The 21,632-nt window shown below is 59.0% G+C and carries 20 protein-coding genes; 13 read left to right on the forward strand and 7 right to left on the reverse strand.

The window, feature by feature from the left end; all coding sequences use genetic code 11:
• Positions 1–91: 91 nt before the first annotated feature.
• From KIT08_00655 to KIT08_00665, 3 genes are all read right to left on the reverse strand, one after another.
• Positions 92–784: a fructosamine kinase family protein gene (locus KIT08_00655; protein ID UYN89766.1), complete on the reverse strand. Its 693-nt coding sequence runs from the start codon at positions 782–784 to the stop codon at positions 92–94.
• A gap of 160 nt (positions 785–944) precedes the next feature.
• On the reverse strand, positions 945–1,442 hold the full coding sequence (locus KIT08_00660) for a low molecular weight phosphotyrosine protein phosphatase (GenBank protein ID UYN89767.1): 498 nt from the start codon (positions 1,440–1,442) through the stop codon (positions 945–947).
• A 182-nt stretch (positions 1,443–1,624) separates the two neighbouring features.
• On the reverse strand, positions 1,625–3,892 hold the full coding sequence (locus tag KIT08_00665; protein ID UYN89768.1) for an NADP-dependent malic enzyme: 2,268 nt from the start codon (positions 3,890–3,892) through the stop codon (positions 1,625–1,627).
• Between the two features lie 198 nt (positions 3,893–4,090).
• On the opposite strand from KIT08_00665, the gene recA reads away from it, so the two are divergent.
• From recA to rny, 3 genes are all read left to right on the forward strand, one after another.
• On the forward strand, positions 4,091–5,116 hold the full coding sequence (recA, locus tag KIT08_00670; protein UYN89769.1) for a recombinase RecA: 1,026 nt from the start codon (positions 4,091–4,093) through the stop codon (positions 5,114–5,116).
• A 297-nt stretch (positions 5,117–5,413) separates the two neighbouring features.
• On the forward strand, positions 5,414–6,046 hold the full coding sequence (locus KIT08_00675) for a RecX family transcriptional regulator (protein ID UYN89770.1): 633 nt from the start codon (positions 5,414–5,416) through the stop codon (positions 6,044–6,046).
• Between the two features lie 10 nt (positions 6,047–6,056).
• A complete protein-coding gene (gene rny, locus KIT08_00680) occupies positions 6,057–7,577 on the forward strand; it encodes a ribonuclease Y (GenBank protein ID UYN89771.1) in 1,521 nt (506 codons plus the stop codon).
• 76 nt (positions 7,578–7,653) lie between these two features.
• Here the strand turns inward: rny and KIT08_00685 are convergent, their stop codons facing one another.
• From KIT08_00685 to KIT08_00695, 3 genes are all read right to left on the reverse strand, one after another.
• Positions 7,654–8,325, reverse strand: a complete 672-nt coding sequence (locus tag KIT08_00685; protein UYN89772.1) for a hypothetical protein — start codon at positions 8,323–8,325, stop codon at positions 7,654–7,656.
• A gap of 443 nt (positions 8,326–8,768) precedes the next feature.
• A complete protein-coding gene (locus KIT08_00690) occupies positions 8,769–9,266 on the reverse strand; it encodes a DinB family protein (protein UYN89773.1) in 498 nt (165 codons plus the stop codon).
• Between the two features lie 8 nt (positions 9,267–9,274).
• Positions 9,275–9,913, reverse strand: a complete 639-nt coding sequence (locus tag KIT08_00695; protein UYN89774.1) for an MBL fold metallo-hydrolase — start codon at positions 9,911–9,913, stop codon at positions 9,275–9,277.
• A gap of 66 nt (positions 9,914–9,979) precedes the next feature.
• On the opposite strand from KIT08_00695, the gene KIT08_00700 reads away from it, so the two are divergent.
• The 5 genes from KIT08_00700 (at position 9,980) to KIT08_00720 (ending at position 16,562) form a co-directional block, all read left to right on the forward strand.
• Positions 9,980–11,350 carry a tryptophanase gene (locus KIT08_00700; GenBank protein UYN89775.1) on the forward strand — a complete coding sequence of 457 codons (1,371 nt, stop codon included), beginning with the start codon at positions 9,980–9,982 and terminating at the stop codon, positions 11,348–11,350.
• Positions 11,351–11,516: 166 nt separating this feature from the next.
• A complete protein-coding gene (locus KIT08_00705; protein ID UYN89776.1) occupies positions 11,517–13,031 on the forward strand; it encodes a mechanosensitive ion channel in 1,515 nt (504 codons plus the stop codon).
• 64 nt (positions 13,032–13,095) lie between these two features.
• Complete coding sequence (locus KIT08_00710) at positions 13,096–13,938, forward strand: DUF1684 domain-containing protein (GenBank protein UYN89777.1); 843 nt, start codon at positions 13,096–13,098, stop codon at positions 13,936–13,938.
• Positions 13,938–14,747 carry a leucine-rich repeat domain-containing protein gene (locus KIT08_00715; GenBank protein ID UYN89778.1) on the forward strand — a complete coding sequence of 270 codons (810 nt, stop codon included), beginning with the start codon at positions 13,938–13,940 and terminating at the stop codon, positions 14,745–14,747. The genes KIT08_00710 and KIT08_00715 overlap by 1 nt, the downstream gene beginning before the upstream one ends.
• A 111-nt stretch (positions 14,748–14,858) precedes the next feature.
• The gene (locus tag KIT08_00720; GenBank protein ID UYN89779.1) at positions 14,859–16,562 is read left to right on the forward strand and encodes a DUF262 domain-containing protein; all 1,704 of its coding nucleotides are present in this window, start codon (positions 14,859–14,861) and stop codon (positions 16,560–16,562) included.
• A gap of 50 nt (positions 16,563–16,612) precedes the next feature.
• On the opposite strand, the gene KIT08_00725 is transcribed toward KIT08_00720, so the two are convergent.
• Positions 16,613–17,215, reverse strand: coding sequence for a hypothetical protein (locus tag KIT08_00725; GenBank protein ID UYN89780.1), 603 nt, complete (start codon positions 17,213–17,215; stop codon positions 16,613–16,615).
• A 103-nt stretch (positions 17,216–17,318) separates the two neighbouring features.
• On the opposite strand from KIT08_00725, the gene KIT08_00730 reads away from it, so the two are divergent.
• From KIT08_00730 to KIT08_00750, 5 genes are all read left to right on the forward strand, one after another.
• Complete coding sequence (locus KIT08_00730) at positions 17,319–17,660, forward strand: winged helix-turn-helix transcriptional regulator (protein ID UYN89781.1); 342 nt, start codon at positions 17,319–17,321, stop codon at positions 17,658–17,660.
• Positions 17,657–18,103, forward strand: a complete 447-nt coding sequence (locus tag KIT08_00735; protein UYN89782.1) for an SRPBCC domain-containing protein — start codon at positions 17,657–17,659, stop codon at positions 18,101–18,103. Before KIT08_00730 ends, KIT08_00735 begins: the two co-directional genes overlap by 4 nt.
• Positions 18,104–18,196: 93 nt before the next feature.
• The gene (locus KIT08_00740) at positions 18,197–18,646 is read left to right on the forward strand and encodes a DUF1801 domain-containing protein (protein ID UYN89783.1); all 450 of its coding nucleotides are present in this window, start codon (positions 18,197–18,199) and stop codon (positions 18,644–18,646) included.
• A 2-nt stretch (positions 18,647–18,648) separates the two neighbouring features.
• Positions 18,649–19,143 (forward strand): DUF1801 domain-containing protein, encoded by a 495-nt coding sequence (locus tag KIT08_00745; protein UYN89784.1) that lies wholly within the window; start codon positions 18,649–18,651, stop codon positions 19,141–19,143.
• A 110-nt stretch (positions 19,144–19,253) separates the two neighbouring features.
• Positions 19,254–21,485 (forward strand): excinuclease ABC subunit UvrA, encoded by a 2,232-nt coding sequence (locus tag KIT08_00750; GenBank protein ID UYN89785.1) that lies wholly within the window; start codon positions 19,254–19,256, stop codon positions 21,483–21,485.
• The last annotated feature ends 147 nt before the right edge of the window (positions 21,486–21,632 follow it).

Raw genomic sequence — 21,632 nt, forward strand, 5'->3', positions numbered from 1 at the left:
AACACAGATAAACGCAGATAAAAACCAGATTGCTTCGTCCGTTTGCAGCTTGCATTCCATGCAAGCTGCAATACGCCTCGCAATGACTGGCTTATTGCCAGTAACTCTTCACCACCTCAATCACCTGTGCGTGATAGCTGCGGCCAAACAGATTGAGGTGGTTAAGCAGATGGTACAGGTTATACAGGCTTAGCCGCTGGCGCCAGCCCGGCTCCAGCGGGCGTTCGGCTTCATAGGCCGCATAGAATTCGAGCGGGAAGCCGCCGAACAGCGCGGTCATGCCCAACTCGGCCTCGGCCCAGCCGTAGTGAGCGGCCGGGTCGATGAGTGCGGGCGCGCCGGCGCCATCCGTGATGGCGTTGCCCGCCCACAGGTCGCCATGCAGCAAGCTGGCCGGCTGCGCGGGAACCAGCTGCGGCAGCCTGGCCGCCAGACGTTGGATGGCGGCTACCTCGTCCGCATCCAGCAGGCCGTGGCTATGCGCAAGGCGGGCTTGGTAGCCCAGCCTGCGCACGGCGAAAAAGGCAAAGCCATCCGCCATCCAGCCGTTGGGCTGCGGCGTACTGCCAATGTAGTTGTCGTGGGCAAAGCCGAATTGCGGGCTGGTGTGCTGGTGTAGCTGCGCCAAGCCGCGGCCAAGCTGCTGCCAATAATCTGCGGCGCGGGTAGCCGGTTGCAGGTCTTCGAGCAGAAGCAAATCTTCGCCGACCAGGTGGACCTCAGGAACTCGCAGGGTTTGTGTGGCAGCCAAGGCCGCCAGCCCCTCAGCCTCACGGGCGAACATATCCGCCGGAGCTGCGAGTTTGTCTTTATAAAGAAGCGAGCGCCCGTCTGCGTGAGCAGATGGGCGCCGTTGTTGATACAGCCGCCCGCAGCCGGGCGGCTGGAAACGAGGCCGCCGTGACCGTTGGCGCTCAGCCAATCCTGCACGGCAACAGGTAGGCTCATTTGAGCTTCAGCTGGCCTGCTTCCAAGGCGCGCAACAGGCCACGCACGCTGCGGTCTACGATGTCGTAGACGGTCTCGAAACCCTGCGGGCCGTCGTACCAGGGGTCGGGCACGGCCACGGCGCCATCCGCATCCGGGTCAAAGCTGCGCATCAGGTGCACTTTGGCGCGCTGCTCCTCAGTACGGGCCAGGCTGAGCAGGTTGTTCATGTTCTCAAGATCCATAGCGATGATGAGGTCAAAGGCGTCCAGGTCCTGCGCTTTGACCTGTCGGGCGCGGCCATCGTACACAAAGCCGCGCCGCTGGGCGGTGCGGCGCATGCGCTCGTCCGGCCGCTCGCCGACATGGTAAGCGGCCGTGCCGGCCGAGTCGACCTCGTACTTGTTCCCTACCCCGGCCTCGTTGGCGACATGCTCGAAGAGCTTCTCGCCCAGCGGGCTACGGATGATGTTGCCGAGGCAGACGAAGAGGATGCGGGTGGGAGCGTCAGTCATGCGGCGATGATACCAAAGGGAATAAGGCAAGGATGAAGGCGGAAGGATGAAGCGAGAAGCACGGTGTTCTGTAATTGCGAGCCGCTTGCTTTCCTACAGAGAACCCTAGGTCATGAAAACCTGGTCGGCTTTTTATGACCTAAAGGATTCCTCCTCGGCTACGCCTCGTCGGAATGACTCTCTTACCCCTGTTTTCTCTGCTCCGCGTCCAGCACAGCCACAGCGGTCATGTTCACAATGTCCTGCACCTGGTCGCCGGTTTGCAGCACCTGGATGGGCGCGCCGAGGCCGAGCAGAATGGGGCCAATGGTGTGCGCGCCGCCCAGGCGGTTGAGCAGCTTGTAGCTCACATTGGCTGACTCCAACGAAGGGAAGACCAGCACGTTGGCATTCTTGACCTTGCTGAAGGGGTAGCGCTTCTCAATGATCTCGGGCACTACGGCGGTGTCCGCCTGCATCTCGCCATCGATCACCAGCTCCGGCGCCCGCGTCTGCACCAGCTCGACGGCCTTGCGCACCTTGAAGGATTGCGGGTGCGGTGTGGCGCCAAAGTTGGAGAACGAGAGCATGGCCACACGCGGCTCCAGGCCGATCTGGCGGGCAAAATCCGCCGCCAGGATGGCAATGTCGGCCAGATCCTCGGCGCTGGGGTCGATGTTCACGGTGGCATCCGTGAACAAGTACACGCGGCGCTCAATGATGAGGATGTAGACGCCACAGGCTTTGTTGACCCCGGGGGCGGTGTGGTGAATTTGCAGGGCCGGGCGGATCACTTCGGGATATTCAAAGGTGCGGCCAGAGATCATCGCGTCGGCATCGCCCATCTTGACCATCATAGCGGCAAAGGCGTTGCGGTCACGCAGCATCTTCTCCGCGCTGACCTGGGTTACACCGCTGCGTTGGCGCAGTTGGTAGTAGGCTTCGTAATAGGCTTCCATCTTGTCAAACTGGCGCAGATCCACAATCTCAGGCTTGTAATCCAGCCCCAGGTCGGCCAGCTGCTGCTCGATCACTTCGGGCCGGGCGATCAGGATGGGATGGGCAATGCCCTCGTCCTCCACCTGAGCCGCGGCGCGGATGATCTTGCTGTCCTCCCCTTCCGGGAAGACCACGCGGGTGCGCTGCTTGAGCTGCTTGGCCTTGTTGATGAAGTACTGGCGCACCTGCTGGCCGCGGCCCTGGCGCAACGCCAGCTCTTCACGATAAGCCTCCAGGTCCACCGGCTGCTGGGCCACGCCGGACTGCATGGCCGCTTCGGCCACGGCAGGCGCCTCCCACAGCAGCACGCGCGGATCGAACGGCTTGGGGATGATGTAATCCGGCCCAAACTTGAGGCTGTCGATGCCATAGGCACGCAGCACACTGTCGGGCACGTCCTCACGCGCCAGCGTCGCCAGCGAGCGGGCGGCGGCGATCTTCATTTCGTCGTTGATGGTGCGGGCGCGCACATCCAGCGCGCCACGGAAGATGGAGGGGAAGCCCAGTACGTTGTTGATCTGGTTGGGATAGTCTGAGCGGCCGGTGGCCACGATCGCGTCCGGCCGGGTTTGCTTGGCCAACTCGTAACCGATCTCTGGGTCAGGGTTGGCCATGGCGAAGATCAGCGGCTTCTTGGCCATGGTCTTGACCATTTCGGGGGTCAGCAGGCCGCCCACCGAGAGGCCGTAGAACACATCCGCGCCGTTCATGGCATCCGCCAGCGTGCGCGCCTTCGTGTCCACGGCCAGCTCTTCCTTATATGAGTTCATGCCTTCGGTGCGGCCTTTGTAGACCACGCCCTTGCTGTCCACCAGCAGCACATTCTCCGGCTTGGCGCCCAGCTTGATCGCCATGCGGGCGCAGGTCAGCGCCGAGGCGCCGGCGCCGGAGACCACGATCTTGACCTTCTCAATTTTCTTGCCCTGCAATTCCAGGCCGTTCAACAAGCCGGCGCTGGCGATGATGGCGGTGCCATGCTGGTCATCATGAAAGACGGGGATATCCAGCATTTCGATCAGGCGGCGCTCCACCTCAAAACATTCAGGGGCTTTGATGTCCTCCAGGTTGATGCCGCCAAACGTGGGCGCAATGCCGGCGATGATGCGCACCAACTCGTCTACATCGGTTGCGTTGACCTCGATGTCGAACACATCAATGTCGGCGAACTTCTTGAACAGCACGCCCTTGCCCTCCATCACAGGCTTGGAGGCCAGCGGCCCACGATCACCCAGGCCCAGGATGGCGGTGCCGTTCGAGATCACGGCTACCAGGTTACCCTTGGAGGTGTAGGTGTAGGCCAGGCTGGGGTCTTTTTCGATCTCCAGCACCGGCTCGGCTACGCCGGGCGAATAGGCCAGCGCGAGGTCACGCTGAGTGTCCAGCGGCTTGGTGGGCTGGACGGAGATCTTGCCAGGTTTGTTGTTGAGATGGTGATAATCGAGCGCGTCTTGTCGTAGGTCTGCCACTACCATTCTCCTTTAGAACAAAGCCGGGAAAACAGCGAGGCGAAGGCGCGTCTTCTCTCGGGAGTTCGGCTCTATGATACTACCAACACTGCTTAGAGGAATTCGACGCGATGCCGCGGCGGTAAGAAAAAAGTCTGCCCGAAAGCCGGCGCCAGCTCGAATAACTGGTAGACTTCACTTCACTCCACTCTACACTATCGACTTATGAGCAAAGAAAAAGACAACGCGCTGCAAAATGCGCTTGAACAGATCACCAAACGCTGGGGCGAAGGCAGCATCATGCGCCTGGGTGAATCCGAGAGCATGGAGGTGGACGCCATCCCCACCGGCTCGCTCTCGCTTGACCTGGCGCTGGGCGTGGGCGGCGTGCCGCGCGGCCGCGTGACCGAGATCTACGGCCCCGAATCCTCGGGAAAGACCACCATCTGCCAGCACATCGTGGCCGAAGTCCAGCAACGCGGCGGCACCGCCGCCTACGTGGATATGGAGCACGCCCTGGACCCGAACTACGCGGCCAAGTGTGGCGTGGACGTCGAAAAGCTGCTGGTCTCGCAGCCGGATACCGGTGAGCAGGCGCTCGAGATCGCCGAGGCGCTGGTGCGCTCCGGCGCGGTGGACGTGGTGGTAGTCGATTCAGTGGCGGCCCTGGTGCCCCGCTCCGAGATCGAGGGTGATATGGGTGACGCTACCATGGGCATGCAGGCCCGCCTTATGTCGCAGGCGCTGCGCAAGCTCTCCGGCGTCATTCGTCAGACGAATACGGCGGTAATCTTCACAAACCAGCTACGCCAGAAGATCGGCGTCATGTTCGGCAACCCGGAAACGACCACGGGCGGCATGGCCCTCAAGTTCTACGCCTCGGTGCGCATGGATGTGCGCCGAGTGCAGTCTATTAAAGAAGGCCAGGATATTGTAGGCAGCCGCACCCGGGTGCGTATCGTCAAAAACAAGGTTTCGGCCCCCTTCCGCACCGCCGAATTTGACATCATGTATAATGAAGGCATATCCAAGGCTGGCGACCTGCTGGACTTGGCTAGCCAAATGGACATCATCACCAAGCGCGGCTCGCATTATTTGTACGGCGAGGAGCGTTTGGGGCAAGGCCGTGAGACTGCGAAAGCCTTCTTGCGGGAGAACAAAAACCTGGCCGCCGAGATCGAACAAAAGGTGCGTGCCCAGGCAGACCCCAACATGCTGTTGGGCCCTGCCGAGCCCACTGAGGAAGATTAGGCAGCCAGGCCGGCCACAGGCCGGCTAGCTTTTCAACTGAATTCTGGACGATGTCCAAACAAGCCCGTACCTGCGTGCAGGCACGAGCGGTTTGGACGGGCTGATACGTAACGCTACGCACATGATTTCACTCGCGCACCTGTGTACTGCTTCAACAAGGAAACTTTCGCGCCTGTAAAACCTCGGCACCCGCGGCTCTTGCCGTAGTGTGCCCGTAGCACAACCTATCAGCAGCACATCCTCAGAACCAGCCAAAGCAGCCGCGGCCCTGGCCCAGCGGCTGTTTTTTGTTTGGTTATGGCGACGATCACGGCAATCACTCAACAAAAGCGCAACCCCAACCGGGTCAATATCTACCTGGATGGCGAATATGCCTTCCCGCTGGCCAAGATCGTGGCCGCATGGCTGAAACTGGGCCAGGAGCTTGCCCCCGAGAAGATCGCCGAATTGCAAGCCAAAGACGGCGTTGAAGCCGCTTTGCAGCGCGCCCTCAACTTCATCAGCTACCGCCCCCGCTCCACCGCCGAGGTGCAGCGCAACCTCAAGAAGTTTGAGGTTGCGCCAGACGTGATCGACGCGGTTGTGCAGCGTCTGCAGGCCAACGGCCTGCTGGACGATGCCGACTTCGCCCGCCGCTGGGTGGAAGACCGCGCCGCCTTCAAGCCGCGCAGCGCCCGCGCCCTGCGCATGGAGCTGCGCCTCAAGGGGATGCCAGACGCACTTATTGACGATGCCGTGCAGGATATTGACGAGCACGCATTGGCCAGCCAGGCCGCTGAGCGCAAACTGCGCCAGCTGCTGGGGTTGGATTGGGAAACCTTCCGCACCAAGCTTGGCGCGCACCTGGCCCGCCGCGGCTTCGGCTACGACATCGTAGCCGATGTCTGCCGCGAGGCCTGGCAGCGCGCCCACTCACAAGAAACGAGGTAACACTAAAAGCATGGATAACCAACTCATCATCATTGGCGTAGCGGTGGTCGCCGCCGCCCTGGGCTTCGTGGTGCGCCACCTACAGGTGCAGAGCGCCAAACGTCGCAACCAGGAGGAGGCCGATCGCATCCTGGCCCAGGCGCGCGAGGAGGCCAAGAACGTAGAGCTCAAGGCCAAGAACGAAGCGCTGGAGCTGCGCCAGAACGCCGAAGCCGATATCGAGCGCAAGCGCAAGGATCTCAGCCGCGAAGATGACCGGCTGCGTAGCCGCCGCTCAGACCTGGACAACCGCACCGAGAAACTGGAAGAGCGCGAGCAAACCCTGAACAAGCGCCAGAGCAATCTGGACAAGCGCAACAACGAGCTTGACGAGCAGCGCGGCGAGATCGTCAAGAAACTGGAAAGCGTCTCCTCCATGACGCGGGATGAAGCCCGCAAAGTGCTGATGGACGAGGTGGAGAAGGAATCACGCGGCGATATGGCTCGCATCATCCGCCAGATCGAGGCCGAAGCCAAGGAAGAGGGCGACAAGCGCGCCCGCAACCTGGTGGCGATGGCCGTGCAGCGCGTCGCCTCTGAGTACGTATCGGAGAACACCACCTCGGTGGTGACCCTGCCCTCAGACGACATGAAGGGCCGCATCATCGGCCGCAACGGCCGCAACATCCGCTCCTTTGAGCAGGTGGCCGGCGTGGATGTGATCGTGGACGATACGCCTGAGGCGGTCACCATCTCCAGCTTCGACCCTGTGCGGCGCGAAGTTGCCCGGCGCACGCTGCAGAAGCTGGTGCAGGACGGGCGCATCCACCCCGCCAGCATCGAGAAGATCCTCAAGAAAGAGCAAGACGAGGTGGATAAGACCATGGTCGAAGCCGGCGAGAACGCCGTCTACGAAGCCGGTGTGCCGCACCTGCACAAAGAGGTCGTCAAGATGCTGGGCCGCTTGAAATACCGCACCTCCTACGGGCAGAACCAGCTCGCCCACGCCGTGGAAGCCGCCGGCCTGGCTGGCGTCATTGCCACTGAGCTGGGCGCCAATGTGGAGCTGGCCAAGATGGGCGGCCTGCTGCACGACCTGGGCAAGGCGATGGACCACAACGTGGAGGGCACGCACGCCGCGATTGGCGCCGAGTTCGCCAAGCGCTACGGCGTCAACCCGCTGGTGGTCAACGCCATCGCCGCCCACCACCATGAGGTGGAGCAGGAGAGCGTGGAAGCCGTGATCGTGGAGGCGGCCGACGCCATCTCCGGCGCCCGCCCCGGCGCCCGCCGTGAGAGCCTGGAGCAGTACATCAAGCGCATCAAGGCTCTCGAGGATATGGCCAACTCCTACAAGGGTGTGACGCAGAGTTATGCACTGCAGGCCGGCCGCGAAGTGCGCATCATTGTGCGCCCCGAGGACGTGGACGATCTGGAAGCCGCCCGCATGGCGCGTGACATCGCCAAGAAGATCGAGGAGACCATGCAGTACCCCGGCCAGATCAAGGTCACCGTGCTGCGCGAGACGCGTGCCAGCGAGTTTGCGAAGTAAAAAGTACTACAGAGGGTACAAAGAGGCAGCCCCACCAGGCTGCCTCTTATGTTTGTTATTAATAAAGATCGATGTTTTATGAGGTCGAGGCAGCCCGCCCCCAATCTAAGCAGGCATCCCATGCCTCATTACTTCCGGCGTAATCCTTTGAACCAGCCACAAATACAATGTCATGCTTGTGGCAAAAGTAGAGTTGATTCCATTTCTCATACGCGTTCTCGTATTCCGAAAGGATCTTTTTGTGTTCGTCCATTGCTTGTTGATACTTCTTTTCTGGTTCATCTTTGGAATGTATTAAATTTGCAGCTAACACAGCGACTAGCAGGCCAAGAACTGGGCCTGCACAAAGGATTGACCCCGCCCAATCCTCGGATGCACGGGACAGTAGGTAAGCCGAAACACCCCAGAAAGGCAAAAATAAGCATCCAATAGTAGAACCAACTTCATCAAACTCCTTTCGATTCGGCCCTTTGGGTGGTTCCGCAGGCGCCAAGAGTTCTGCAAGCCTGCTTTGACTAAAACTGGCCGACTGAGTGCTTGAGTGCAAGTAACCCGTACTTAATCTGTTCCCACCAGGCTCACTATAGATATCTGTAGTACCGCTAGATGTAGAACGAGTTGAGGAGTGTGCCGTCCCAGAGGCAAGGATAGCTGAGACTTTCTGAACATCGAATGGTTTTTCACATAGTGGGCAATCATATGGAGAGGGCTTGAGCTTAACATCAACTTCGAGCCGAGTCTTTGGCACTTCCGGCTTAGCTCTCCCACAATGCGGGCAAAAGTTAAATGTCTCCTCGTAACTTCCACCACAACCACTGCAAACTGGCATAGTAATCTCCCAACCCCTGATGACAGCACAAAGAGTAAAGCAATCTTGGAGATGTGTCAAGAAAAGGTAATTTAGCTACAAGTACGTCTACTCAGCCGTTTGCCCACGAGGGCCTTGTCCAACACCTTCATTTTTTGGGGGCACGAGGTCGGCGACTGGGCGGAAAACGTGGGATAACGGCAAAAATTATCCTACCGGCTTGGCGGACCGGGAGAGCCACACGAGCACAGCTGCAGGTCGCCGCCTGCTGAGCCCAAGGGAGGCCGATAGCTCTGCTTACATGAACAGGGAAACCAAACAGGCTGCGGGGCGGGCGCTGCTAACGCTCGCCCCGCAGCCTGATCAAAACACTAAGCAAAAGCTTACGCGGCCTGTTTGCTCATATAGAACAGGGTGTAGTCAATGTTTCCGGGAGAATAGCCAAATTCAGTCAACATCTGAGCCAGTTCGGCGCGATGCTGCATGCTGTGGAACAGCAGCTGCTTGAGCAGCAACAGGCGCTGGCGGGTGAACTCTTCGCCGGTGGAGACCTTATAGGTCACGGAACCTTGCAGCTCCTCATCGCTGGCGGCGGCCAGGTACTTGCGCATCTCGGCCTCTTCGGCCTGCCAGCGCGCCTGTATGGCGGCCAGGTCGGCAAACTGCTCGGGCTTGACTGGTTCGTACGGCTGGCCCATGCAGCGCACGCGGTAGGCATATTCCGCCGAAAGCGTGTGCACTAGGGTCTCCTTCACGCTCTTGATCGGGAAGCGGGTCTCTTCCTCAAACTGCTCGGGGGTCAGCTTGGCAGCTTGCGCCAGGATCAGGTCGCGCCCCCAGCAAGTGAAATCGTACATGTCCAACAACAGTTCTTTCAGCATCGTTCTCCTTAGTCTTGCAAAAACGGGTTGTGTTCGCGCTCCAGCCCCACTGTGGTCTCGGGCCCGTGACCGGGCAGCAGACGTACATCGTCCGGCAGGCTGAGGACTTCGCGAAAAATACTATCGATCAAGGTCTTATGGTCCGCGCCGGGTAGATCGGTGCGGCCAATGCTCATTTGAAAGATGACATCACCGCAGAACATCAGCCCTTCGCTGGGCGCATAGAACATCACGCTGCCGCGTGAGTGGCCGGGTGCAAAGCGCACCTCCAGCGGGGTCTTGCCAATGTACAGGGTCTGCCCGCCGGCCAGATCGATCGTGGGCTCGGGGCCGGGGTCAAAGCTCAGGCCATAGTTGCGCGCCCCGCCGCCGGCGCGCCACAGCACGTAATCCTCCGGGTGCAGAGCCACCTGGGGCGGCGTGGGGCTACCGTCGGCCACGGCAGCCGCGCCGCCGAAGTGGTCCCAATGCGCATGGGTCAGCCAGATAGCGGCGGTGCGCCAGCTGCGCGCCTGCATCTGCTCCAGGATCAGATGCCCATCCCATGAGGGATCAATCACCACCGCATCCTTACTATTCGGCTCGGCCACGATGTAGCAATTGGTCTGAGCCGGACCCAGGGTCATTTTCACAATTTCAAGCGACATAACAGCGGGATTATACTTTGCGCAAGGCACACGCCTTTCGTACACCACCACTTCGAAGGAGATTGCATGCCCAAGTACCTGCCGGAACCGTTCCGCATTAAGGTCGTCGAGCCTATCCAGCTCATCAGCCAGGCGGAGCGTGAGAAAGCGCTGAAAGCTGCAGGCTACAACGTGTTTGGCCTGCGCGCTCAAGATGTGTACATCGACCTGATGACCGACTCGGGCACTGGCGCCATGAGCCAAGCGCAATGGTCGGCCATGATGTCTGGAGATGAATCGTACGCGGGGGCACGTTCGTTCTTCCGCCTCAAAGAAGTGATGGAGGATATTTTCGGCTTCAAGCATTTTGTGCCCACCCACCAGGGCCGCGCCGCCGAAAACATTCTGACCGCCGTGCTGCTCAAACAGGGCCAGTTCGTGCCCTCCAACATGCATTTCGACACGACCGAGGGCAACATCCTGGCGCGCGGCGGCGTACCCACCAATCTGATCAAGCAGGTCGCCTACGAGCCGCAAACCGTGGTGGACTTCAAGGGTGACATGGACACTGAGGCGCTCAAGGCCTGGATCGAGGAGAAAGGCCCGTCCAATATTCCGTTTGGCATGCTGACCATCACCAACAACGCAGGCGGCGGCCAGCCGGTTTCGTTGGCTAACATCCGCGCCGTTTCAAAGATATACCGCAGCTACAACATCCCCTTCTTTATTGATGCCTGCCGCTATGCTGAGAACGCTTACTTCATCAAGCTGCGCGAGCCGGGCTATGCCGACAAGACCCCGTTGGAGATCGCCCGCGAGATCTTTTCCCTGGCCGACGGGGCCACGATGAGCGCCAAGAAGGACGGCATGGTCAACATTGGCGGCTTCCTGGCGATGAACGACGACAAGTTGTTTGAGCGGGTGCGCGCCGAGCTGATCCTGCGCGAGGGCTTCCCCACCTACGGCGGCCTGGCTGGCCGCGATCTGGACGCACTGGCCGTGGGCCTGCGCGATGGCCTGCAGGAAGACTATTTGGCCTACCGCCTGGCACAAACCGCATACGCTGCCGACCGCATCCGTGCGGCCGGCATGCCACTGATCGAGCCGACGGGCGGGCACGCCATCTATCTTGATGCGGCTGGCCTGCTGCCACACCTCAGCCGCGAGCAGCTGCCCGGCCAGGCGCTGTCTGTGGCTCTGTACCAGTACGGCGGCATCCGGGCCGTGGAAATGGGCACAGTAGCCTTCGGCCAGCTGGTGGACGGCCAATGGAAGTTCCCCCCGTTGGAGTTGGTGCGCCTGGCCATCCCGCGCCGCACCTACACCCAAAGCCACTTTGACTATGCAGCCGAGGTGATCGGCGAGATCAAGGCAGACGCCAGCAAGATCCATGGCATGAAAATGACCTACGCGCCCGAGTTGCTGCGCCATTTCACCGCCCAGTTTGAGTACCTGTAGAACTGTGTTACAATAGTTTTAGGGTCGATTTGAGTTGTCAATGAGCAGGTCAACGATGATGAATCGGCTGGCCTGCTTTCTGTTTTAAGCTGGTTCTCCGGCTTTCCGAAGTTATGTTTCCCATCCTGGAAAACAGGATGTCAATTCCCTATTTATGGAGGTGAAGATGTTCGATAACTTCTTCGACCAAATTGCTGGCCTGACTGGGCCAGGTTTGGTCAACTTGCTCACCGCGCTAGCCATTTTGATAGGCGGTTGGGCCATTGCACGCATTGTGGCGTTCTTTGTGCGCCGCTTGCTGCAGCGCACGCGGGTCGTGGAGCGCCTGCAAGGCACTGTAACCACTCCCGCCGGCAAGAAGGCCGCCGACCGCCCCAACGTTGAGGGTTGGATCGCGGGCATTGTGTTCTGGGTCCTTATGTTGGTCGTTTTGGTGGCCTTTTTTCAGACCCTCAACCTGACGGCTGTTTCCGGCCCGCTGAGCGCCCTGCTCAACCAGGTGGTCACGGCCGCCCCAATGCTCTTGGGCGCAATCCTGATCTTGGTATTGGCCTGGGTGGTCGCCAGCCTGGTGCGCTTCCTGGTGTTGCGCGCCCTTGAAGCCACGCGCTTTGAGGAGCGCCTGCGCGATAAGGCCAGTCTGAAAGCCGAATCAACCAAGATGCGCCAATCCATTGCAGATGGCTTGTTCTGGTTGATCTTCCTGCTGTTCCTGCCAGCTGTGTTGAACACGCTGGGCATGCAGGGGCTGGTGCAGCCGGTGCAAGGCGTTGTGGACCAGATCCTGGCGGCAGTACCGCGCATCTTTGGCGCAGCCATCATTCTGGTGGTTGGCTGGTTCATTGCCCGCATTGTTCGCCAGATTGTTACCAATCTGCTGGTGGCGGCCAATGCTGATGCCTTTGGCGCCCGCTATGGCATCAACAGCGAAGGGCGCAGCCTCTCGCAGTTGATCGGCAGCATCGTGTATGTGCTGGTGCTGATCCCCGCAGTCATCGCAGCGCTTAACGCTTTGGAGATCGATGCACTTTCCACGCCGGCGATCACCATGCTGACCACGGTGTTGAACGGTGTGCCGGCCTTCTTTGGCGCACTGCTGGTGCTGACCATCGCCTACTTTGCCGGTAAGCTGGCCGCCAGCCTGGTGACCAACCTGCTGGCTGGCATTGGCTTTGACACCATCCCGTCCCGCTTGGGCTTTGACGTCAAGCGCGGCAAGGGCCAGGCCTCGCTGTCTGAGATCGCCGGGGTGGTTGTGCTGGTCGGCGTGATGTTGCTCGCCGCGGCTGAAGCCGCCCGCTTGCTGGGTCTGGTCACTTTGGCTGTGGTCATCACAGGCTTCTCGGTGTGGGCCGGCCAGGCAGTTGCCGCTCTGTTCATCTTTGCCATCGGCCTGTACCTGGCCAATCTGGCGCGCAGCGTGATCCTCAGCGCCAGCGGTGGCCAGGCCAAGATGGGCGCCAACATCGCCCGGGTGGCAATTTTGGTCTTTGTCATCGCTCTAAGCCTGCAACAACTTGGGGTGGCAACAGAGACCGTCAACCTGGCCTTTGGCATCCTGCTGGGTGCGATCGGCATCGCCGCGGCGCTGGCCTTCGGCCTGGGAGCGCGGGATGTGGCTGGCCGCCAGGTGGAAAGCTGGCTGCAAGACTCGCAACGCAAAACTACGCCACGGAAGTAAACGTAAAAATCCCGCCTTTCGGCGGGATTTTTTATTTAAGCAGCGCCAACGCTATAATGCCCGAATGGCCATCACTGAAGCGTACATTGACGAATTGAGCGCCTGGCGCGCGGAAATGAGTAAACGCCTGCGCTCTCCCTACAGCTGGCTGGCGCTGGCTGGCCTCTTCTGGCTGGACGAAGGCGAGAACAGCCTGGGAAGTGCCCCCGGCAGCCGCATCCAGCTGCCCGCCCGCGCCCCCACCATGCTGGGCAGCCTGCACCTGGCCAACGGCCAGGTGTTGCTGCGTCCTGCCCCAGGCGCGGCACTGAGCGCCGGCGCCGACCCGAACGCGGGCGAGCACACGGTGAAAGGCGAGACACATCTGGACGACGATCACAGCACGCAGCCCACCTTCCTGTTCTGGCAGGATGTGCGCATGCTGCTGCTGAAGCGCGGTGAGCGCTACGCGATCCGCGTGTGGGACCCACAGCGCCCGGAACGCCAGACCGCCACCGGCCGCATCTGGTTCTTGCCCGACCCTGCCGCCAGGGTCACTGCCCGCATCGAGCGCTTTGACCCGCCGCTACGCGTGCTGCGGGATGACATTGTTGGTATCCAGCAAGAGGCTGAAATGCACGCCGCACTGCACTTTGAGTACGGCGGCGTGCTCTGCGCCCCGCAAGCCGAACTGCTTGAGGATGGCAGCTACTACCTGCTCTTCAAAGACGCCACTGCCGGCAAGGGAAGCTACGGCGCAGGGCGCTTCCTCACCAGCGAACAGCCCATAGGCGACGAGGTGGTGCTGGACCTGAACAAGCTCTACAGCCCGCCGTGCGCCTTCACTGAATTCGCCACCTGCCCGCTGCCACAGGCCAGCAATGTCCTGCCCATGGCGATCGAGGCGGGCGAACGCTACGAGGGGTAATGAGCGACGGCATTTTGAAGCGGCTGGAGCGCACGATTGGCCAACCCGTCCCGCGGGTGGAACGCAGCCACCTGCATACCCGCAAGATCGCTTACTGCCAGCAGGGCGAGCACATCACCGCCTTCTCGCTGCGGGGCTGCGGCTGGCAGCAGCTGCCGGGCGAGCTGTGGGAGATGGACGGACTCGATACACTCTCGCTGGGTGAAGATGAGCTGGCGGAGCTGCCCGCCGCGGTTGGCCGGCTGCAGAACCTGCGCCAACTGTTCTTCTTCGGCACACCCGCCAGCAGCCTGCCGGCTGAGCTTGGCCGGCTGCACAAACTTGAAGTGCTGGATATTGCCCACAACCAGCTCACCGCGCTGCCGCTTGAACTTGGCCAGCTTCATAATTTGAAGTTCCTGTATATCAGCGACAACCACCTGACCGCTCTCCCCGATAGCCTTGCAGGTATGCACAACCTGGCTTATCTGAGCATGACCGACAATCAGTTCAGCCATCTGCCCGGAGCGGTGTACGCACTGAGCAACCTAACAGAGCTACGTATCTATAACAATAAGATCAAGGATTTGCCAGCGTCTATTGCCAAGCTGGCCCGTCTGCGCGAGCTGCACGCCCGCAACAACCAGCTAACCGGCCTGCCTGAGGCGATTGGCGAGCTGGCCGAGCTGTACTATCTCGACCTGCGCAACAACCGTCTCAGCGACTTGCCAGTAAGCATGCACGCGCTCACACAGCTACGTAAGCTGGATCTGCGCTGGAACCAGTTCATTACTGAGCCTGTTTTTGAAGACTGCCTGGTGTATATCTAGCATGACTATATATAAACAATCACGCGTTACTAGCAATGGGAAGTGCAATTTAAAGTGGAATAGAATTACTGACTAAAGGGAATATTCGCTTGCCGCGCAGAGGGAAGAGAAATGGCCAAGACAGAAATCTCAATAAGAGAATTAGTAAACAAGGTTGAGCGGGAGGAATTGCTACTACCAGAAATGCAACGCAAGTATGTCTGGACTAGCTCACGCGTCCGTGACCTGATGGACTCTCTGTACCGGAATTATCCTTCAGGCAATATTCTAGTTTGGGAGACAGATAGCGAAGTTGTCACCAGGGACTTGGCCGTAAGACCAGACAAACATCCCACTACCAATACGCAGCAGCTACTGCTCGACGGTCAACAGAGAATCACATCTCTTGCAGCCTTGCTTACAGGCAAATCTGTACAGGTTCGAAATTCCAAAAAAAGCATTGACATTCTCTTTAACCTCAACCATCCTGAGGGGCCACCTAGCGACCTTCTCGAAATAGCGGACGATGCTGCTTATTCGGTTCTAGAAGAACAGGAGGACGATGACGCAGAAATGACTGGAATTCAAGAAGAACTAAAGCGGAGAGCTTTTGTAGTCAGCTCAAATGTCCTTAAAGCCAATCCTAATTGGGTTTCTGTTTCAGACATATTCACGAGAGACCGCGGCGAACTCCTCCGGGAAGCGGGTGTTTCTTCATTCGACGACCCAAACTATCCCAAGTTCTCCGAGCGACTGCAAAAAGTCAAGGATATCGAGAAATATACATATTCAATGCATATCCTTGACAGTAGCATGTCGTACGAGGAAGTTACTGAAATCTTTGTCCGTGTGAATTCCTTGGGAGTCAAGTTAAGGGGTTCTGATTTAGCTTTAGCTCAAATCACTTCAAAATGGCCTGGTTTCATCAAAGAGATGGAGGATTTTGTCGAGCAATTCGATCATGACGCTGATTTCCTATTCGACTGGGTCCTGGTTAGGCTAACAACTGTCTTTGCAACTCAGCAAAGTCGATTCAAAACCATTGGGAGAATTAGCCGGGCAGAGCTAGAGCAAGCGTGGAAACGAACAAAGGAAAGTCTAGAATTCACAGTTAATTTTCTGCGAAACAACGCTAAAGTTGAGAGTCTAAATTTCCTTTCAGCCGCCTTCCTGATTATTCCAATTGCTGTTTACACAGATTTGAGCAAGCAAAAGCTTAGCAGCAAAGAAGAGAAGGAACTTTTGAAGTGGTTGTACTTAGCACATTTGCGCGGCCACTATAGCGGCTCGGCAGAGTCATCCCTAGATGCAGATCTGACAGTACTTTTTAAACAAGGCAGCCTTAAAGATTTGCTCTCTACTCTTTTGGGTAGCATCAAGAAGACATACTTAGATGTGGAAGAGATAGCAGGGAAGAGTATTAGAAGTCCCATCTTTACAATGCTGTACTTTGTATTGCGGAATAATAAGGCGAAGGATTGGCTGAGTGGACTTGAGTTATCAGAGCGAGTATTGGGAGAGGCGAATAAAATTGAAAAGCATCATATCTTTCCAAAGAGCTTGTTAGCAAAACGTGGTTTAGATAAACGCGAGATTAATGAGATCGCCAACATTGCGTTCATTAGTGGAAAAACAAATCGGCGCATCCTTGACAAGGAGCCTAATGAATACTTTACCAAAGAGATTATTCCAAAACGCGGTGAAGAAGCCCTAACCTCTCAATTAGTTCCAATGAACAAAGAGCTTTGGCAACTCGAGAACTTCAATGCTTTTTTGGACTTTCGTAGAGCCAAAATTGCAGAATGTATAAATGATTTTCTGAAGAAATATGACTAAAGAAGCCAAGCGCGTGGCAGCACCGCCAGCAGTAGCTGCATCTTTTTAGATCAAGGCTCTTGCTGAGCAAGCTGTGTAATCAACACGCCGACGAATATATCAAAATCAGCTTCATTCGCCAGGAAATATTGTGAGCGGCCTTTGCCCACTCCACCTTGGGGGTAAGAGCTGGCCGAAGGCGTTGCTCCGCTGCAATCTCCGAAGGAGCCTGAGGCCGTGCGGTTCACAATGATGTAGAAGTCGCTCGGATACGGCTCGCTGCCATCCATCCAGCCGTCGTGGGCCACGCTGGGGTCGTCCACGAGCTGTGCCACCTCCGGCGCGTTCAGGTTGAAGAAGGCCAGCACCACACATTCCCGATACAGACGGGCCACATCCTCGGCGTTCACTTGCGCAACCGCTGCGCCGTCAATGATGACGGCTTCGGCGGGCTGCGAGGCATGCAGCACCATCAGGTCGCCCCACTCGCTCACCGCCTGGACGCCCAGGGCGGTCCGCAGCCGGCTCGGCGCCAGCAGACCCGGTTCGGCATCTGTGCGGTATGTGAAATACAGAATGCGCGCCTCTGGCTCAGCGGCCGGCGTCTGCGCACAGGCAGCCAGGCTGGCGGCCAGCAGTGCGCACAACACGTAGAGAGAAGCTCCCCGTTTCATGCTTCTACTATACCTACCCGACAGTTTGCATCTACCTTTCAATCTATTTATGGCCCTTGACATTCCGGCTGGGATAATTTACTATTTAGCTAATTAGCTAATTATGCTTCCCGCACATGACACCCTCAGCCTTACTTTTGCCGCCCTGGCCGACCCCACTCGCCGGGCCATGCTGGCGCGCCTGGCGCAAGGCCCCGCCACTGTAAAAGAACTGGCCGAGCCCTTTGCGCTCAGCATGCCCACCATCTCTAAGCACCTTAAGGTACTGGAGCGGGCGGGCCTGATCCAGCGCGGGCGTGAGGCGCAGTGGCGGCCGGCGCAGCTGCAGGCCGCGCCGCTGCGCGAGGTATCCACCTGGCTGGAAGACTATCGCCAGCACTGGGAAGCAAACTTTGACCGGCTTCAAGACTATCTACGCAAGATACAAAAAGGAGACAAACAATGAGCAACACCGCAGACCGCGAGATCATCGCAACCCGAGTATTCGACGCCCCGCGTGACACCGTTTTCGCCGCCTTCACCGAGAAGGAGCACGCCGAGCAATGGTGGCTGCCGCCCGGCTCCACCACCCAAGAATGGGACGCCAAGCCCGGCGGCGTGTGGCGCTACAGCACCGCCACGCCTGACGGCGAGAGTTACGGCTTCAAGGTCACCTTCGTAGAGATTGACAAACCCAGCCGCCTGGTCTACGACTACGGTAACGAGGGTGAGTATGCCGGCGACCCGGTGCGCACCAATGTCACCTTCGAGGATGAGGGCGGTAAGACTAAAGTAACCCTGCACCTGGTCTTCGCCAGCGCTGAAGCCTACCAGGAAGCCGCCAGCTACGGCGCGGTGGCCGGCGCCAAGCAGGCGCTGGAAGGTTTGGCCAAGTACCTGGGCGAATAACCCACAGGCAAGCCTGCGCGTTTGAGAAACTACCATCCCATGCCTGGGCCGCAACGGCCCAGGCATGGGAGCCAATTTGACCAAGAGGTTGCTATGCCCGCAAAGAAGACCACCAAGAGCACCAGCGGCTTTACCGCCGAAGAGAAAGCCGCAATGAAAGAGCGCGCCCGTGAGCTGAAGGCGCAAGAAAAGTACGGGAACGACAAAGCCAAGAGCGAAAAAGACATGCTGGCGGCCATCGCCAAACTTGCGCCGAAAGACCGCGCTATGGCCACCCGTTTGCACGAGATCGTGATGAGGGCGGCGCCAGACCTGCTGCCCAAGACATGGTACGGCATGCCCGGTTACGCTACCAAAGAAGGCAAGAACATTTTCTTCTTCCAGCCTGCTGATAAGTTCGGCACGCGCTACGCTACCTTAGGCTTCAGCGATCTGGCCAAGCTGGATGACGGGAACATGTGGGCCAACGCCTTCGCCCTTTTGAAGATCACGCCCGCCGAAGAAGCCAAGATCATCAAGCTGATCAAGAAGGCGCTGAGCTAAGCATGCCCGCAAAGAAGAGCGCCTCCAGAAAGCAGCCTGCGGCCAAAACCGCGGCTGGCAAGAAGCCAACCACGGCCCGCAAACCCAAGGCGCCGGCGGCCAACCCGAAGACGACCGCCAAAGAGATCAACGCCATCATCAAAGGCACCGAGGGATGGAAGGGCAAGAAGCTGACCGAGCTGCGCGCCGTCATCAGTAAGGCCGACCCGGCCCTGGTGGAAGAGGTCAAGTGGAAAATGCCCTCCAAGCCCGAAGGCGTGATCGTGTGGACACACAATGGCATTGTGTGCCACGCCGATGTGCTCAAGAGCGCGGTGCGTATCAACTTCCACAAGGGCAAGCAGCTCAAGGATCCCAAGAAGTTGTTCAACGCCCGCCTGGATAGCAGCGCTGTCCGCGCCATTGACTTTGGGGAAGAAGACAGCATCGACAAGGCCGCCCTCACCGCGCTGGTGACTGGCGCGGTGCGCCTGAACCCAGCCAAGACCAGCAAGTAGCCTACAGCCCGCCCAGCGTTCCGCTGGCGGGCTGTCAAGGCATTGCCCCGACCCATCGCAGCAAAGAGGGTAAACTTCACCCCCTGCCAAACCCAGACCCAAGAGGAATCATGCCTGAAGCCAGCCAAGACTTTATCCAGATCCGCGGTGCGCGCGAGAACAATCTCAAGGATATTGACGTACGCATCCCCAAGGACCAGATCACCATCTTTACCGGTGTGTCCGGCTCGGGCAAATCCTCGATCGTGTTCGATACCCTGGCCACCGAGGCGCAGCGCCAGCTCTACGAGACCTTCAGCATGTTCGTGCGCAACTTCCTGCCGCGCTATTCCCAGCCGGATGCCGATTCGATCGAGAACCTGAGCATGGCCATCGTGGTGGACCAAAAGCGCCTGGGCGGCGGCTCGCATTCCACCATGGGCACGATCACCGATATTTACACCGCCCTGCGCCTGCTGTTCTCGCGGGTGGGCAAGCCGTTCGTGGGCTATTCGAATGCGTTCTCGTTCAATGACCCGGCGGGCATGTGCCCGGAGTGCAACGGCTTCGGCCGCAAGTTGCAGCCGGCAATCAACAAGATCCTGGATATGAGCAAATCGCTCAACGAGGGCCCGATCCGCGTGCCCGGTTTCGGTAGCTGGGTCGGCCTGTACCAGACCAGCGGCTACTTCGACAATGACAAGAAGCTCTCCAAATACACCAAGGACGAGATGGAGCTGCTGTTGCACGGCTCGGGGCGCAAGGTGAGCATGGGCGCCTTCAAAGCCACGTATGAGGGCATCATCCTCAAGTTCACCAACTCCTACATCAAGCGTGACTTCAAGGCGCTCTCCGAGCGCACCCAGAAGCAAGTCGCGCCATACCTGGAAGAAGGCCCCTGCCCTGAGTGCAAAGGCGCCCGCCTCAACAAAGCCGTGCTGGGCTGCAAGATCGAGGGCTACAACATTGCCGAGATGGCGGCCATGGAAGTGGGCGAGCTGATCACGGTGCTCAAGGGTATCAAAGACCCGGTGGCCAAGCCGATCGTGCAGAGCCTGGTGGAGCGCCTGCAGCACGTGGTGGACATTGGCCTACAGTATCTGACCCTCAGCCGCGAGACCGACACCCTCTCCGGCGGCGAATCGCAGCGCATCAAGATGGTGAAGCACCTGAGCAGCAGCCTGGTGGATGTGATGTTCGTGTTCGATGAGCCGAGCATCGGCCTGCACCCGCGGGACGTGCACCGCCTGAACGAGATGCTGCAAAAGCTGCGCGACAAGGGCAACACCGTGCTGGTAGTGGAACACGACCCCGACGTGATCCAGATCGCCGACCACATCATTGACGTGGGGCCGAAGGCCGGCAGTCAGGGCGGCGAGATCGTGTACGAAGGCAGCTATACCGGCCTGCTGAAGGCGGATACGCTCACCGGCCAGCATCTCAAGCAGAAGCTGCCGATCAAAAAAGTATTCCGAGAGGCCAAGAAGCAATTCAAGCTGAGCAATGTGAGCGTCAACAATCTCAAGAAGGTCAGCGTGAATGTCCCGGCTGGGGTGTTCACCGCTGTGACCGGCGTGGCCGGCTCTGGCAAGAGTTCGCTGATCAACCAGGCCTTCGTTGAGGCTTATCCCGAAGCGATCGTGATCGACCAGTCGGCGGTGGGCGCCAACTCGCGCTCCAACCCGGCCACCTATACCGGCATCATGGACGATATCCGCAAGGCCTTCGCCACCGCCAACAAGGTGAACGCCGGCCTATTCAGCTTCAACTCCAAAGGCGCCTGCGAGAATTGCCAGGGCCTCGGCGTGGTGTACACCGACCTGTCATTCTTCGACGTGGTCAAGTCGCCCTGCGAGATCTGCAACGGCAAGCGCTTTAAGGACGAGGTGCTGGCTTACAAGCTGGACGGCAAATCCATCGCCGATGTGCTGGAGATGACCGTCCAGCAGGCATTGGCGCACTTCACCCAGCCTGAGATCACGCGCCGCCTGCAGGCGATGAGCGATGTGGGCCTGACTTACCTCAAGCTGGGCCAGCCGCTCAACACACTCTCGGGTGGCGAGTGCCAGCGCATCAAGCTGGCCAGCGAGCTGCACAAAGAAGGCAGTCTGTACGTAATGGACGAGCCGACCACCGGCCTGCACATGTCGGATACGGCCCACCTGCTGGAGATCATCAACCGCCTAGTGGACGGCGGCAACACGGTGATCGTGATCGAGCACAATATGGACGTGGTGCGCAACGCTGACTGGATCATTGACATGGGGCCAGAGGGCGGCAGCCGCGGCGGCCAGGTGCTCTTCGAGGGCACGCCTGCGGAGTTGAAGAAGGCCAAGGGGACGATCACGAGTAAGTATATTTAGGTGGCAATGAGGAGTGAGCAGCCCACTCCAGTGTTTTTTTCGCTGCTTACTTAAGTTGATACAAACCGCGTAGGGGCGCAGCATGCTGCGCCCCTACTAGTATCATCATCACCCCGTCATCGCGAGCCACGCTACGTAGCAGAGCAT

This window comes from Anaerolineales bacterium, from assembly GCA_025808555.1.
Lineage (GTDB): Bacteria > Chloroflexota > Anaerolineae > Anaerolineales > UBA11579 > JAMCZK01.

Bases quoted from the DNA above. Each gene is read 5' to 3' on its own strand.
- KIT08_00655 (UYN89766.1), bottom strand. From the start codon at position 784: ATGTTCGCCCGTGAGGCTGAGGGGCTGGCGGCCTTGGCTGCCACACAA.
- KIT08_00660 (UYN89767.1), bottom strand. From the start codon at position 1,442: ATGACTGACGCTCCCACCCGCATCCTCTTCGTCTGCCTCGGCAACATC.
- KIT08_00665 (UYN89768.1), bottom strand. From the start codon at position 3,892: ATGGTAGTGGCAGACCTACGACAAGACGCGCTCGATTATCACCATCTC.
- recA (UYN89769.1), top strand. From the start codon at position 4,091: ATGAGCAAAGAAAAAGACAACGCGCTGCAAAATGCGCTTGAACAGATC.
- KIT08_00675 (UYN89770.1), top strand. From the start codon at position 5,414: ATGGCGACGATCACGGCAATCACTCAACAAAAGCGCAACCCCAACCGG.
- rny (UYN89771.1), top strand. From the start codon at position 6,057: ATGGATAACCAACTCATCATCATTGGCGTAGCGGTGGTCGCCGCCGCC.
- KIT08_00690 (UYN89773.1), bottom strand. From the start codon at position 9,266: ATGCTGAAAGAACTGTTGTTGGACATGTACGATTTCACTTGCTGGGGG.
- KIT08_00695 (UYN89774.1), bottom strand. From the start codon at position 9,913: ATGTCGCTTGAAATTGTGAAAATGACCCTGGGTCCGGCTCAGACCAAT.
- KIT08_00700 (UYN89775.1), top strand. From the start codon at position 9,980: ATGCCCAAGTACCTGCCGGAACCGTTCCGCATTAAGGTCGTCGAGCCT.
- KIT08_00705 (UYN89776.1), top strand. From the start codon at position 11,517: ATGTTCGATAACTTCTTCGACCAAATTGCTGGCCTGACTGGGCCAGGT.
- KIT08_00710 (UYN89777.1), top strand. From the start codon at position 13,096: ATGGCCATCACTGAAGCGTACATTGACGAATTGAGCGCCTGGCGCGCG.
- KIT08_00715 (UYN89778.1), top strand. From the start codon at position 13,938: ATGAGCGACGGCATTTTGAAGCGGCTGGAGCGCACGATTGGCCAACCC.
- KIT08_00720 (UYN89779.1), top strand. From the start codon at position 14,859: ATGGCCAAGACAGAAATCTCAATAAGAGAATTAGTAAACAAGGTTGAG.
- KIT08_00725 (UYN89780.1), bottom strand. From the start codon at position 17,215: ATGAAACGGGGAGCTTCTCTCTACGTGTTGTGCGCACTGCTGGCCGCC.
- KIT08_00730 (UYN89781.1), top strand. From the start codon at position 17,319: ATGCTTCCCGCACATGACACCCTCAGCCTTACTTTTGCCGCCCTGGCC.
- KIT08_00735 (UYN89782.1), top strand. From the start codon at position 17,657: ATGAGCAACACCGCAGACCGCGAGATCATCGCAACCCGAGTATTCGAC.
- KIT08_00740 (UYN89783.1), top strand. From the start codon at position 18,197: ATGCCCGCAAAGAAGACCACCAAGAGCACCAGCGGCTTTACCGCCGAA.
- KIT08_00745 (UYN89784.1), top strand. From the start codon at position 18,649: ATGCCCGCAAAGAAGAGCGCCTCCAGAAAGCAGCCTGCGGCCAAAACC.
- KIT08_00750 (UYN89785.1), top strand. From the start codon at position 19,254: ATGCCTGAAGCCAGCCAAGACTTTATCCAGATCCGCGGTGCGCGCGAG.